The organism is Nocardia sp. NPDC047654, assembly GCF_043205035.1.
GTDB lineage: Bacteria > Actinomycetota > Actinomycetes > Mycobacteriales > Mycobacteriaceae > Nocardia.
Genome location: NZ_JBIDDF010000005.1, coordinates 153,366 through 166,313, shown reverse-complemented (window position 1 = coordinate 166,313; position 12,948 = coordinate 153,366). Strand labels below are relative to the sequence as shown.

Annotated in this window: 12 protein-coding genes; 2 read left to right on the top strand and 10 right to left on the bottom strand. The window is 69.7% G+C overall.

The annotated features are described in order from the left end of the window. Window positions 1-17: 17 nt before the first annotated feature. On the bottom strand, window positions 18-1,901 hold the full coding sequence (glmS, locus tag ACGF7Y_RS17885; protein ID WP_393234936.1) for a glutamine--fructose-6-phosphate transaminase (isomerizing): 1,884 nt from the start codon (window positions 1,899-1,901) through the stop codon (window positions 18-20). Between the two features lie 36 nt (window positions 1,902-1,937). On the opposite strand from glmS, the gene ACGF7Y_RS17880 reads away from it, so the two are divergent. Then, on the top strand, window positions 1,938-2,798 hold the full coding sequence (locus ACGF7Y_RS17880; protein ID WP_393234934.1) for a hypothetical protein: 861 nt from the start codon (window positions 1,938-1,940) through the stop codon (window positions 2,796-2,798). Window positions 2,799-2,826: 28 nt separating this feature from the next. Here the strand turns inward: ACGF7Y_RS17880 and ACGF7Y_RS17875 are convergent, their stop codons facing one another. The 5 genes from ACGF7Y_RS17875 to ACGF7Y_RS17855 form a co-directional block, all read right to left on the bottom strand. After that, complete coding sequence (locus ACGF7Y_RS17875) at window positions 2,827-3,177, bottom strand: hypothetical protein (RefSeq protein WP_357124323.1); 351 nt, start codon at window positions 3,175-3,177, stop codon at window positions 2,827-2,829. Window positions 3,178-3,224: 47 nt separating this feature from the next. Then, window positions 3,225-5,021 (bottom strand): hypothetical protein, encoded by a 1,797-nt coding sequence (locus ACGF7Y_RS17870; protein WP_393234931.1) that lies wholly within the window; start codon window positions 5,019-5,021, stop codon window positions 3,225-3,227. A gap of 58 nt (window positions 5,022-5,079) precedes the next feature. Further along, complete coding sequence (locus ACGF7Y_RS17865) at window positions 5,080-5,391, bottom strand: hypothetical protein (RefSeq protein WP_357044825.1); 312 nt, start codon at window positions 5,389-5,391, stop codon at window positions 5,080-5,082. A 127-nt stretch (window positions 5,392-5,518) separates the two neighbouring features. Beyond that, window positions 5,519-5,827 (bottom strand): DUF6802 family protein, encoded by a 309-nt coding sequence (locus ACGF7Y_RS17860; RefSeq protein ID WP_063051496.1) that lies wholly within the window; start codon window positions 5,825-5,827, stop codon window positions 5,519-5,521. Between the two features lie 95 nt (window positions 5,828-5,922). Then, entirely contained in the window at window positions 5,923-6,114 is a 192-nt protein-coding gene (locus ACGF7Y_RS17855; RefSeq protein WP_393234928.1) for a PspC domain-containing protein, read from the bottom strand. 147 nt (window positions 6,115-6,261) lie between these two features. On the opposite strand from ACGF7Y_RS17855, the gene ACGF7Y_RS17850 reads away from it, so the two are divergent. After that, a complete protein-coding gene (locus ACGF7Y_RS17850) occupies window positions 6,262-7,917 on the top strand; it encodes an ABC-F family ATP-binding cassette domain-containing protein (RefSeq protein ID WP_393234925.1) in 1,656 nt (551 codons plus the stop codon). A gap of 577 nt (window positions 7,918-8,494) precedes the next feature. Here ACGF7Y_RS17850 and glmM read toward each other — a convergent pair. From glmM to ACGF7Y_RS17830, 4 genes are all read right to left on the bottom strand, one after another. Continuing rightward, window positions 8,495-9,871, bottom strand: a complete 1,377-nt coding sequence (gene glmM, locus ACGF7Y_RS17845) for a phosphoglucosamine mutase (protein ID WP_357124335.1) — start codon at window positions 9,869-9,871, stop codon at window positions 8,495-8,497. 215 nt (window positions 9,872-10,086) lie between these two features. Next, window positions 10,087-10,596 carry a 30S ribosomal protein S9 gene (gene rpsI, locus ACGF7Y_RS17840; RefSeq protein WP_062973192.1) on the bottom strand — a complete coding sequence of 170 codons (510 nt, stop codon included), beginning with the start codon at window positions 10,594-10,596 and terminating at the stop codon, window positions 10,087-10,089. After that, window positions 10,593-11,036 carry a 50S ribosomal protein L13 gene (rplM, locus tag ACGF7Y_RS17835; protein ID WP_040864934.1) on the bottom strand — a complete coding sequence of 148 codons (444 nt, stop codon included), beginning with the start codon at window positions 11,034-11,036 and terminating at the stop codon, window positions 10,593-10,595. Before rplM ends, rpsI begins: the two co-directional genes overlap by 4 nt. A gap of 175 nt (window positions 11,037-11,211) precedes the next feature. After that, entirely contained in the window at window positions 11,212-12,867 is a 1,656-nt protein-coding gene (locus ACGF7Y_RS17830) for a hypothetical protein (RefSeq protein WP_393234920.1), read from the bottom strand. Between the last annotated feature and the right edge of the window lie 81 nt (window positions 12,868-12,948).

The following is a 12,948-nucleotide window of genomic DNA, read 5'->3' as shown; positions in this document are numbered from 1 at the left end:
AGTGCGCGGCCAACGAGCTACTCCACGGTGACGGACTTGGCCAAGTTACGTGGCTTGTCGACGTCGTAGCCGCGCGCCTGCGCCACCTCGGCGGCGAAGATCTGCAGCGGGACCGTCGACAACAGCGGCTGGAACAGCGTCGGCGCGCTGGGGATCTCGATGAGGTCGTCGGCGAACGGGCGCACCGTGTCGTCGCCTTCCTCCGCGATCACGATGGTGCGCGCGCCGCGCGCCTGGATCTCCCGGATGTTGCTCAGCAGCTTCGAGTGCAGCACCGCGCGCCCCTTCGGCGACGGCATCACCACGATCACCGGGAGACCGTCCTCGATCAGCGCGATCGGGCCGTGCTTGAGCTCACCCGCCGCGAATCCCTCGGCGTGCATGTAGGCCAGCTCTTTGAGCTTGAGCGCGCCCTCCAGTGCCACCGGGTAGCCGACGTGACGTCCCAGGAACAGCACGGTCGGCACCTGGGCCAGTTCCCGCGCGATGGTCCGCACCTGCGGCGCGGTCTCCAGCACGCGTTCCACCAGCTTCGGCATCGCCTCGAGTTCGGCGAACTCGCGGGCCACCTCGTCCGGGTACTTGGTGCCGCGCGCCTGCGCCAAGGCCAGCCCGACCAGGTAGTTCGCGGTCACCTGGGCCAGGAACGCCTTGGTGGAGGCGACGCCGATCTCCGGCCCGGCCCTGGTGTAGAGGACCGCGTCGGACTCGCGGGGAATCTGCGCGCCGTTCGTATTGCAGATCGCGAGGACGCGGGCCTTCTGCTCTTTCGCGTGGCGCACCGCCTCCAGCGTGTCGGCGGTCTCGCCGGACTGGGAGATCGCCACCACCAGCGTCGAGCGGTCCAGCACCGGATCGCGGTAGCGGAACTCGCTGGCCAGCTCGACCTCGACGGGCAGTCGAGTCCAGTGCTCGATGGCGTACTTCGCCAGCAGGCCGGAGTGATATGCGCTGCCGCAGGCGACGACGAACACCTTGTCGAAATCGCGCAGCTCCTGGTCGGCGAGGCGCTGCTCGTCCAGCACGATCCGGCCCCCGCCGTCGCGATCGGTGCTGAAGTGGCCCATCAGGGTGTCCGCGACCGCGGCGGGCTGCTCCTCGATCTCCTTGAGCATGAAGTAGTCGTGGCCGCCCTTCTCGGCGGCCGCCAAGTCCCAGTCGATCGTGAACGGGCGGGTGCGCGCACGCGCGTCCTCGCCCGCGAAATCGGTGACCCGGTAGCTGTCCACGGTGATCACGACGGCTTGGTCCTGGCCGAGCTCGACCGCCTCGCGGGTGTGCTCGATGAACGCCGTGACGTCGGAGGCGATGAACATCTCGCCCTTGCCGACGCCGACCACCAGCGGCGTGGAGCGGCGCGCGGCCACGATCATGTCCGGGTGGTCGGCGTGTGTGAAGACCAGGGTGAACGCGCCCTCCAGCCGGCGAAGCACCGACAGCGCGCTTGCCGCGAAATCACCGGCGGTCGGGCCGTCGGCGTACGCGCGGGCCACCAGGTGCACGGCGACCTCGGTGTCGGTGTCGCTGCGCAGCTCGACCCCGGCGTCCTCCAGCTCGCGCCGCAGCGGAGCGAAGTTCTCGATGATGCCGTTGTGCACCACGGCGACCTTGCCGCTGTCGTCCCGGTGCGGGTGCGCGTTGCGATCGGTCGGCGCGCCGTGCGTGGCCCAGCGGGTGTGCCCGATGCCCGTGGTGCCCACGAAACGATCGATGCCGGTTTCGGAGAGCTGGGCCTCCAGATTCGCCAGGCGACCGGCCTTGCGTTCCACCGCCAGCGCGCCCGCGCCGTCCAGGATCGCCACACCCGCGGAGTCGTAACCGCGATATTCCATGCGGCGCAACGCGTCAACGACGACGCCGAGCGCGTCTCGGTACCCGACGTACCCCACGATTCCGCACATGGCTCACCACACTACTTATCGGATAACGTTCACGTCGTGTCGGCGTCTGTGAAATCGCTAATGAGCACCCTGACCAGCCGCGGCCCGCACCGCGTGTTGCGTGGCAATCTGGCCGTCGCCGGCCAGCCGGGGGTGGTGTTCACCCCCGAGGCGGGGCGGAATCTACCTGCCGTCGCGTTCGGCCACGGCTGGCTGACCGGGGTCGCCCACTACCGCACCCTGCTCGAACACCTCGCTTCCTGGGGCATCGTGGCGGCCGCCCCGGACACCGAGCGCGGGCCGATTCCGTCACATCTGGGGCTGGCCGCCGATTTGCTCACCACGCTCGACATCTGCACCGGCGTGCGGCTCGGCGACGGCGAGATCAGCGTGCATCCGGAGCGCCTTGCCCTGGCCGGGCACGGCATGGGCGCGGGCGCCGCCGTCATCGCCGCGGGGCGGCGCGACGTCGCCACCGTCGTGGCGCTGTTCCCCGCGCCGACAGCGCCCGCCGCCGAAGCCGTCGCGCCCGAACTGGACATTCCGGCGTTGATCCTGGCCGGCGCGACCGACATCACCTCGGTGAGTTCCAACGCCATCCCGCTGGCCACCGCTTGGGGCGGCCCCGCGATCCTGCGCGCCATCGACAAGGCCTCGCACAACGGCATCATCGAGGGCAGGCGCGTACTCGCCGCCGTGGGCGCGGGCAAGCACGAAGCGAAGACCGCACGCACCACCCGCGCCCTGCTGGCCGGTTACCTGCTCACCACGCTCGCAGGCGACAAGACCTATCGCGCCTTCGCGGACCTCGAAGAGGTCATCCCGCACACCACAGTCGTCGACCCGGATGCGCCGCAAGAGGAAGAGGCGGCGCCGAAGCTCAAGGTCGGCCAGCTCGCCGCCCTGCTGCGCCGGTAGCAGGGCCCACGCTCGCCGGAGTACCTGGTCAGATCAGCCAGCTCTTGCGTCTGTAGAACGCGGCTTCCTCGTCCTCCTCGTCGACCGGAGTCACCATCTGACCGGCCCGGCGTGCGGCCATCGATCGTGCGATGGCCGCACGCTGCTCCCGTGCCTCGTCTTGCAGCCGTTGCTGCGCCTCCGCCTCGGCGGCGGCCTCGCCCAGCTCGTCGGCGTGCGTCGTCCAGAACTCGTCCATGTCGGCGGTCAGGCGATCGGCGAGTTCTCGGCCGGTCGCCGCGGTCTGCTCGTTGATCGCCTGGATCTCGTCGAGCAGCAGCGACATGCGGCGCTGGTTCTCGGCGGCGAGTTGCCTCGCTTCCTCGGCGTAGTTCACCATGCTGCGCCTCCTCGCTCATCGGGTGTGCGGATTCGGCCCGGCCGGGCTCACAACGGGCCCGCCTCGGCGAAGTCCGCGTCCAGCGGCCCGGCTTCGGCGAGTTCCGCGCCGGTGTCCACCGGCGCGTCCGGTTCCGGCATCGGCCTCGGATAGTGTTCGCCGTCCTCCTCGCGCCGGGTGCCCGGTGGGGTTCCGCTCGGCACACCGAGCCGACCGTCGTCGGTTTCCGGCGCCGGGGCCGAGTCGGGCGCATTCTCTTTCTCCTGGGCCTCCGGCGCAGGAGCCTCCTCTTGCGTCTGGTTCTCCGGCGTCGGGGCATCCGCGTCCTGCTCGGCCTCGGGCGCCGGAGCATCCGGTGCCGAGGGCTGCGCGTTCTCCGGCTCGGTTGCGGAGATGACCGGTATGCCTTGCTCGTTCAGCTCGATGGTGAACTCCTGTTCCTTGCCGGTGGCATCGGAGAGGAGAAGCCGCAACTGACCGTCCGGGCCCATCTCGAACTTCACATGCTTTCCGCCGATATCGAACTCCGCCTCGGGCCCGGAATTCTCGTTTCTCTCTTCGTCTTTCTCGCCGTCGGCTTCGGCGGTCTGCGGATCGACGCTGTGCACAAGCTTTTCGATCGCGTCGTCTACCCCGCTTTCGATGAGGCCACCCAGGGCTGACAGTCCCTGGTTCACGGCCTGGCCGAGACCGGTTGCCAATGGGGACAATTCCTGGGCCACCTGGCTTAGTGCGGCAAGTCCGTCCAGCGACGGCAACCTGGGCGCGGGCGTAACCGGAGTGCTGGGCGTTACGGGGGTGCTGGGCGTAACCGGGGCGCTCGGCGTGACCGGGGCGCTCGGCGTGGCCGGTGCGGCCGACGCGGGGACATCACTCGGTGTGGCGCTCGCCGGGACCGTGGCAGCGGGCGTGCCGGGCGGCCCGGGAGCATACGTTTCCTGGGGCTTGTCCTGGTTGGCCGGTGTTTCCGGCTGTGGATTCGTCGGACCTTCCGGCCGAGGGTAGGCCCGTTCGGTGACCTGCGCCAACGCGTCGGTCAGGTTCTTGTACTGGTCCTTGAACAGGCGATCGACCTCGGCGCAGACGTCGACGTAGGACGCCAATTTCCGATCGAAGTCCGGTTTGAAGGTCTTGGTCAGCCACTCGTCGGTGACGCTGCGCACCCGATCGCCGTACGCGCCGGTGAGCAGATTCCTGCTGTCGGAGTTGATGAAACCGAGCACGCTTTTGTTGATCTTGTCCTCCGGCACGGCGAGTGCCGGGAATATGCGGCCGAGGTCGCGCACCTGCTCGGCGTCGATCCATTCCCGCGCATGATGCACCTCGACGATGACTTTCACGTCGTCCGGAGTCTTACCGTCGATCTTCACCACTTTGCCGCCGCCCACCGGGCCCTCCAGCAGCTCCCGGGTGGCGAACGCCTTCGCGGCCACCGCCGAGCGCAGCGAACTCGCCATATCGGCGATCACCGTCATGGCCGCCCGGGCATGCTGTCGGTCCTCGTCGGCCAGGACCGACTGTTTGCCGAGCATGTCGAGCGCGGCGGCGGCAGCGGTTCCCTGCCACAACTCGGGCAGTCGACGGGTGTAACCCTGCTGCGCGTCCCATTCCCGATCGACCTCGGCCAGAGCGACTTTCAGCGCCTCGCCCGCCTGCTCCAGCTTCTCCAACCGCATGCCGCGCTGCTCGTCGTACATCGCCAGCAGCTTGCCCAGGTCGCCACGCCCCCCGTTGCCGCCGAATGCCGCCTCGTACAGCGGCATGAACTCGATCCAGTACCGCAGTCCCGCGCTGCCCTCGTCCAAGAGGGCGTCGATCGCCTTGCCCTGCCAGGAAACCGTCATGATCCCGACTCCTCGAATGTGTGGTGTCGCCGGTGCGAGCACGTGTCATTCGGCGGTCTCATGTGTTGTTCGTCTCGGAGGCGCGCTGCCGGTCGGTCTCGGCGTAGGCCACCACGGCTGCCCCGAGCGCGTCAGCGGTGGCGGTGGTGGCGTCGCTCCAGTTCCGCAGCCACGCGCTGATCCGTTCCAGTCCTTGCTGCACCGCGATGCCCTGCGGCGCATAGTTCCGGCCCGCCTCGTCACCGGCGCCGAACCGGTGATCGGCGACTCGCTTCGCCTGGTCGCGGACCGCGTCCGCCGATCTCCGATAGTCACTGCCCAGCGCACCGAGTTCCCCCGTGCGGACGCCGACCATTTCCGACCCGCCCACGAATCCCCTCCGTCCTCGTAGTGTCCTTGCGCCGGTGCGAATCTCGTTCGCACCGAGTCCCGCCGTACTTCCTTCGACGCAATACGCAGACACTCGGTTCCCCCGAATTCCGCTTACGCGGAGATGGTCAGCTGCCGATTCTGCCCCGGTCGGTGCGAACCCACTCGGAGGTGCCGTCCGGGTGGCGGTGGAATTCCCATGCGGCGTAGTCGCCGTCCTTCTCCACCACGGTGACGTGGTCGGCGAAGCCGTCGTGGTCGTAGTCGGTCCAGACCTGCATCGCCTCGTCACCGGTCGTGGTGATGGTGTCGAGACTGCCGTCGCCATCGATGTCCTGGGTCGGATGCTGCAATTCGATGGCGCCCAGTCCGCCGAGCGACGAGGACGCGTCGATGCCGGGTATATCAAGACCGGGGAATTCGCTCGAGGTGATCATGATTCCTCCTCAGCAGGACTCGTTCGGTGGCGCGTGCCGCACAAGCGGCATCGTTCCATCCTGACACCCTCGCGCGCTCGACGCAGCCCCCTGGGTCACTTCTTCGGCATCAGCAGCCACAGCACCAGGTAGAGGATGAACTGTGGGCCGGGCAGCAGGCACGACACCACGAACAGCAGCCGGACGACGTTGGCGTTCCAGCCGAGGTACTCGGCGATGCCACCGCAGACGCCTGCGATCCACTTGTCGTGGGCGGAGCGGGCGAAACGGCGGGTGGGGGCGGTCATTGGTCTTCCCTCTCGTGCGGTGATCGCTACGACCTCCACTGTGCCCGCCACCGCGGGCCCCGCCATCGGCCCCGCGGCCGATTCCCACCCTGATTTCTCCCGGGGCCGACCTCAGGGTCCGACCCCGAGCACGGCAGACTCGTGCTGGTGAGCACCACTCTGCATGCCCGCGGCCTGTCGGCCGGTCACGGCGAGCGCACGCTGTTCGCCGACCTCGATCTGACCCTCGCGCCGGGCGACGTGATCGGGCTGGTCGGCGTGAACGGCGCGGGCAAGTCGACGCTGCTGCGCATGCTCGCCGACCGGCGCGCGCCGACCGGCAGCATCACGCTCAGTCCCCCGGACGCGACGGTCGGTTACCTGGCCCAGGAGGCGCAGCGGATCCCCGGCGAGACCGTTCTGGAATTCCTCGCCCGCCGAACCGGAGTCGGCGAGGCACAGCGGGTGATGGACGCCGCGGCCGAGCGCCTCGCCGACGGCGGGCCGGACGAGTACTCCCCCGCGCTGGAACGCTGGCTTGCCCTCGGCGGAGCCGACCTGGACCAGCGCGCCCACGAGGTCGCCGCCGATCTCGGTCTCGCCGAAAGCCTGCCCGGCGGCCTGGACACGCCGATGACCGGGCTGTCCGGTGGCCAGGCGGCCCGCGCCGGCCTGGCCTCGGTGCTGCTGTCGCGCTTCGACATCCTGCTGCTGGACGAGCCGACCAACGACCTGGACCTGGACGGCCTGGCCCGGCTGGAGCAGTTCGTCGGGGGCGTGCGGGTCCCGCTGATGGTGATCAGTCACGACCGCGAGTTCCTGGCGCGCACCGTGAATCGCGTCGTCGAGCTGGATCTCGCCCAGCAGCAGGTCGGGTTGTACGACGGCGGTTACGAGTCGTATCTGATGGAGCGCGAGATCGCCCGGCAGCACGCGCGCGAGGCCTACGAGGAGTACGCCGACACCAAAGCGGGCTTGGAGTCCCGCGCGCAGATGCAGCGCAACTGGCTCGAGCACGGCGTCCGCAACGCACGCCGCAAGGCGCGCGACCCCAGGAAGATGGACTCGGACAAGGCGGGCCGCAAGATGCGGGCCGAATCCACCGAGAAACAGGCCGCCAAGGCCAGGCAGACCCAGCGCCGCATCGAACGACTCGATGTGGTGGAGGAACCGCGCAAGGAGTGGGACCTGCGCATGAGCATCGCCGCCGCCCCGCGCAGCGGCTCGGTGGTTGCGACGCTGTCCGGGGCGAAGGTCACCCGCGGCGACTTCACGCTCGGCCCGATCACCACCCAGGTCGACTGGGCGGATCGCATCGTTCTCACCGGGGCGAACGGCTCCGGGAAGTCCACCTTGCTGGCGCTGTTGCTGGGAAAGCTCCGGCCGGACAGCGGGACCGCGAGCCTGGGTTCCGGCGTGGAGATCGGCGAGGTGGACCAAGCGCGCGGGCTGTTTCGCGGAACCACCGCGCTGGCCGACACGTTCGGCACCGAGCTGCCGGAACTGCCGGAGGCGGAGGCACGCACGCTGCTGGCGAAATTCGGCCTGCGCGGCCCGCACGTGCTGCGCCCGTGCGACACCCTCTCCCCCGGCGAACGCACCCGCGCCGCCCTCGCCCTGCTCCAAGCCCGCGGGGTGAACCTGCTCGTGCTGGACGAGCCGACCAACCACCTGGACCTCCCCGCCATCGAGCAGCTGGAGCAGGCCGTCGAATCCTTCACCGGCACACTGATACTCGTCACCCACGACCGCCGCATGCTGGACACCGTCCGCGCGACCCGCCGCTGGCACATGACCGCGGGCACACTCACCGAGACGGTCTGACCACGAGCGCGTCTCGGCGCGACGCAGCATCCACCGAACCGCGCCGGTCATCGTCTTCGGCTCGTGCGACGACCACACCGGCTCAACCACAGGTTTTGAGCGAGCGAAACAATCGGGCGCCGTTCACGGCCCGGCGCGCGACCGCCACGTCCACGACTGATCCCGGGTTCACAGCACGACCACCGACCACCGCGAGCCGCGTGCACGATATCCAGGGCTCGCGCCTTTACGCGCCCAGCGCACCCCCACTCCCGGTTCCGAGCGAAGCGAAACCGAGCATGCCCCGATCGCGGCCCGACTCGCGTTCACGCGACCGCCACGTCCGCGACTGAGCGCCGGTCATCAGGACGACCACCGACCACCGTGAGCCGCGTGCACGATGTCCAGAGTTCACGCCCCGACGCGCCCAGCGCACCCCCACTCCCAGTTCCGAGCGAAGCGAGACCGAGCATGCGCCGTTCGCGGCCCGGCTCGCGTTCGCGTGGCCGTCGCGTCCGCGACGAAGGAGCAAGCGGCGGTCGCGCGAACGCGAGCCATAAGGGGGCCGCGAACACGCCGCGACGAAGTCGCGGCCAAACTACACAGCCGCAACCCGCTTGGCGAGGTCGTCAGCGAGCTGGCGTGCTTGGCCGGGGTCGGTGGCCTCTACCATCACGCGCACCAGTTCCTCGGTGCCGCTGGGGCGCAGCAGTACTCGCCCGGAGTCGCCCAGCACGCGCTCCGCTTCCAGCACCGCTTCCCGGATCTCGGGTGCGCGTGCGACCACGGATTTGTCGCTGACCGGCACGTTCACCAGGATCTGCGGCACGGTCTGCAGCACGCTCGCCAGGTCGGCCAGGGTGCGCTGGGATTGCGCCATCCGCGCCATCAGGCGCAGGCCGGTGAGGATGCCGTCGCCGGTGGTGCCGTATCGGGGGAACACCACGTGCCCCGACTGCTCGCCGCCCAGGGTGAAACCGCCGCGCCGCAATTCCTCGAGCACATAACGGTCGCCGACGGCGGTGGTGCGCACGGTGATTCCGGCCGCGCGCATGGCGATGTGCAGCCCGAGATTGCTCATCACGGTGGCGACCAGGGTGTTTTCGGCCAGCTCGCCCGCGTCGTGCATGGCCAGGGCGAGGATCGCCAGGATCGCGTCGCCGTCGACCACATTGCCGTAGGCGTCGACGGCCAGGCAGCGGTCGGCGTCGCCGTCGTGCGCGAGACCGAGATCGGCGCCGTGCTCCACCACCGCGGCCCGCACCTGGTCGAGATGAGTCGAGCCGCAGCCGTCGTTGATGTTCAGCCCGTCGGGCTCGGCGTTGATGGCGATCACCGTCGCCCCGGCCTCGCGGTAGGCGGCGGGTCCGACTTCCGCGGCCGCGCCGTGCGCGCAGTCGACCACGACGGTCAGTCCGGACAGGTCCTGGCCGGTCGCCTCCACCAGGTGTTCCACGTAGCGTTCGTGGGTGCCCGCGAGGCTGTACTGGTCCGGGATGCTGAGCCCTTGATCACGCGCGCCCGCCGCGTTGCGCACCCGTCCGATGCCCGCGCCGGTCGGGCGGAACGGCGTCTGCGCGGCCATCAGCGCCTCGATCCGGTCCTCGATCGCGTCGTCGAGTTTGTGCCCACCTGCGGCGAAGATCTTGATCCCGTTGTCGGGCATCGGGTTGTGCGAGGCGGAGATCATCACGCCGAGACACGCGTCGTACAAACCGGTGAGGTAGGCGACGGCCGGCGTCGGCAGCACCCCCACCGCGAGCACGTCCACGCCCGCCGCGGTCAGACCCGCGGTCACGGCGGCCTCGAGCATTTCCCCGCTGGCCCGCGGATCGCGGCCGACCACCGCGAGCGCCCGCATCTTGCCCCGGCTCAGGATCTGCGCGGCCGCGCCGGAAACGCGCAGCGCCAGCTCCGGACTCAGTGACTCGTTGGCAAGCCCGCGGACTCCGTCGGTGCCGAACAACCGTCCCATACCTCGCCCCTCATTGATGATCTGTGGCGTAGGCGTCGACCTGGGAGGCACCGGCCTGTGCACCACGAAGGCCCCGCGAACGCCGCGTGTTCATACAGCGCGAGAGCAGGCGACCAGCTGTTCGCTGGGAGCCTGCTCTCGTACAGCTGCCGCGACGACCGTACCGCGTCCGGCACCGCGGGGGCGCCGGACGCGGAAGATCGACGATGCCGATATCAGCGCTTCGAGTACTGCGGCGCCTTACGCGCCTTCTTCAGACCGTACTTCTTGCGCTCGGTTGCACGCGGGTCACGGGTCAGGAAGCCGGCCCGCTTGAGGGCGGGACGATCCTCGGGGGTGACCTCGATCAGCGCGCGGGCGATGGCCAGCCGCAGAGCGCCTGCCTGGCCGGACGGGCCGCCGCCGACCAGGCGGGCGTGCACGTCGAAGGACTCGGTGCGCTCGACGGTCACCAGCGGCGACTTGACCAGCTGCTGGTGCACCTTGTTCGGGAAGTAGTCCTCGATGGTGCGGCCGTTGAGCACGAAGTTGCCGGAGCCGGGGAGCAGGCGCACGCGCACGACGGCTTCCTTGCGGCGGCCGACGGTCTGCACCGGGCGGTCGATCACGACCGGAGCGTAGGACGCCGAGTCCTCGGAGTCCTCGTAGCCCGCGCCGTCCTCGACGGCTTCGGCAGCGTCGAATTCCTCGACGAAGTCCTCGTTGAATTCCTCGGGAGCGGTCACTGGGCCACCTGCTTGATCTCGAACGGAATGGGCTGCTGGGCGGCATGCGGGTGCGTCGGGCCCGCGTAGACCTTGAGCTTGCCCGCGATCGCGTTGCCGAGCTTGTTCTTCGGGATCATGCCCTTGACGGCCTTCTCCACGAGCCGATCGGGACGCGTCTCCAACACCTGACCGACGGTCCGCGACTTGAGGCCGCCCGGGTGCCCGGAGTGGTGGTGGATCAGCTTGTCCTGCCGCTTGTTGCCGCTGATGGCAACCTTGTCGGCGTTGATGATGATGACGAAATCGCCACCATCGACGTGCGGGGCGTAGGTCGGCTTCGTCTTGCCACGCAGCAGATTCGCTGCCTGGACGGCGAGACGGCCGAGCACTACGTCAGTGGCGTCGATGACGTACCACTTACGGGTCACGTCACCCGCCTTGGGGCTGTACGTAGGCACAGTGCTTCCCTGTCTGTCGTCGGTGTTGCCGGCCCAGCGTGTGGTCGAGGTGTTCCCGGCGGCCGGTGGAGACCCGGGACTCGGCGGACGTTCGGGCGATTCATCAGGAGTCGACCGGACGTTCCACACGCCGACGAGCCACGATACCAGTGGGGTATCGCGGGAAGAAATCGCCTCAGGTCTCGATCGGCGGGCCGAAGTCCATGGCGCCGGGCGGTCCGGGGATCAGGTAGCGCAGGGTGTCGACGTCGGGCCGTCCGCACTCGGCGCCGCTTTCCCGCACTTCCCGCTGGTCCCCGCGAGCGTTGGTGACCCCCGGTCGCGGCTTGGTGATCGCGTAGGGGGCGGTCGCACAGGCGACCGGATCGGCCGCGGCCATCTTCTCCGACACGACCGAACCCGTGTCCAGGACGACCGACTCCGCGGTCAGCTCCACCCGATGATTCCCGGACGGAAGCGCGACCACGGCCAGCGCCACCGCCCCGACCACGGTATTGGCCCCGAACAGGTTGCCCTTCATCTTGTTCCACAGCTTGCCCTTGCGGTGCCGGTCCTCGGCGTCGGACTCCGCGCCCTGGTCCTGCCATGGTCCCTGGCCGCCGGGGTACTGCGACTGCTCCGGTGCGCCCGGATAGGGCGGCCGTGGGCCGAGGGGCGCCACCGGCCCGCCGGGCGGCGGCCCCGCGGGTCCGCCACCGGCCTGCTGATCCTCGGACGCGCTCGGCGGCCGGGTGAAACGGCTGCCCAGCTCGGCGAGGTTCGGCGGGAGACCGCGCGGCGCTTCGTCGGGTCCGATCCTGGTCGTCGCCTCGTCGGGCTGGGTCGGATATCCGGGCCCGTACTGGACGCCGGGCACCGGCCTGCTCGGCCGCTGTCCCGCGTCCGCCGGTTGCGGCGGGGCCGTGGCCTGCGACGGGTACTCGACGGGGCGCTGCGGGGCGGGCGCGGATTCGGCGTGCCCGCTCGCGGGTTCCGGCTCACCCGCCTCCGTATCGCTCACCAACAGGTGCGCCGCGCCGAGGACGAGCGCGTGCATCGGATGGTCGGCCACCTGCAGGCGGTGCCCGAGATGGTTCTGGAAGGCCAGCCGCAGCGCGTCGTTGAAGCGCACGTTGCCCGACAGCAGCACCGTCGAGGTGTCCGCGCCGATCGAACGTGCGGCCGCCATCACCTCGATCACGACGTCGTCCGCCGAGCGGGCGTCGCGCATGGCCTCCGCGTCCACCGGAACGTCGACCGATTCGGTGGGCTGCTCGTCGTCGCCGTGCACCGCCACCACCAGCATGCTGCGGCCGTCGGAGTACACGCCCGTCGCGCCGATGCCGTTCGGCCTGGACCGGTCGGGCGGGTGCACCAGTCCGAGCGCGCGGACGTAGCCGGACAGCGCGACGCTCTCCGGCAACGGCTCGACGACGACGTCGAGCTGTTCCACCATCGAGGCGTAGACCTCGACCTTCTCGTCCGGCCAGCTGTCCGGGAAAGGCAACGCCACCAGGTCCGGTTTACCGCGCAAGTGCTTGCCGATCTCGGCGAGCGGGTTGTACATGCGCGCACGGAAGACCAACTCGGCGGGCCAGGTGGCGCCCGCGACCACGATCTGCGGATGTCCGAGGATGTCGCGCACGTCGGCGATCGCCATCCCGAGATCGGGCCTGTTGCGTTCCACGCCCGCCGTGTGCAACCGGCCCGACGAATCCGCCAGCAGATATGCCGGCGGCGTCCACATACCTTCCACTTGCACCGGGCGGATGGGAACGCCACCACCACCCGCGGCCACGGACACCACATCCCAGCCGAGATGCACTGCCCCTACTCGCACCGTCACAGGCATAAGTGTGCCCGGTTCGCCGCCGAGATGCTCGTCGGTGCCGTCCGATGCCGTCCGGCGCCGCTTTCGCGTACCGGGGCGCTC

Coding starts and splice junctions, on each gene's coding strand:
- ACGF7Y_RS17830 (WP_393234920.1), bottom strand. CDS start 12,867: ATGCCTGTGACGGTGCGAGTAGGGGCAGTGCATCTCGGCTGGGATGTG.
- ACGF7Y_RS17870 (WP_393234931.1), bottom strand. CDS start 5,021: ATGACGGTTTCCTGGCAGGGCAAGGCGATCGACGCCCTCTTGGACGAG.
- glmS (WP_393234936.1), bottom strand. CDS start 1,901: ATGTGCGGAATCGTGGGGTACGTCGGGTACCGAGACGCGCTCGGCGTC.
- ACGF7Y_RS17860 (WP_063051496.1), bottom strand. CDS start 5,827: ATGATCACCTCGAGCGAATTCCCCGGTCTTGATATACCCGGCATCGAC.
- ACGF7Y_RS17875 (WP_357124323.1), bottom strand. CDS start 3,177: ATGGTGAACTACGCCGAGGAAGCGAGGCAACTCGCCGCCGAGAACCAG.
- ACGF7Y_RS17855 (WP_393234928.1), bottom strand. CDS start 6,114: ATGACCGCCCCCACCCGCCGTTTCGCCCGCTCCGCCCACGACAAGTGG.
- glmM (WP_357124335.1), bottom strand. CDS start 9,871: ATGGGACGGTTGTTCGGCACCGACGGAGTCCGCGGGCTTGCCAACGAG.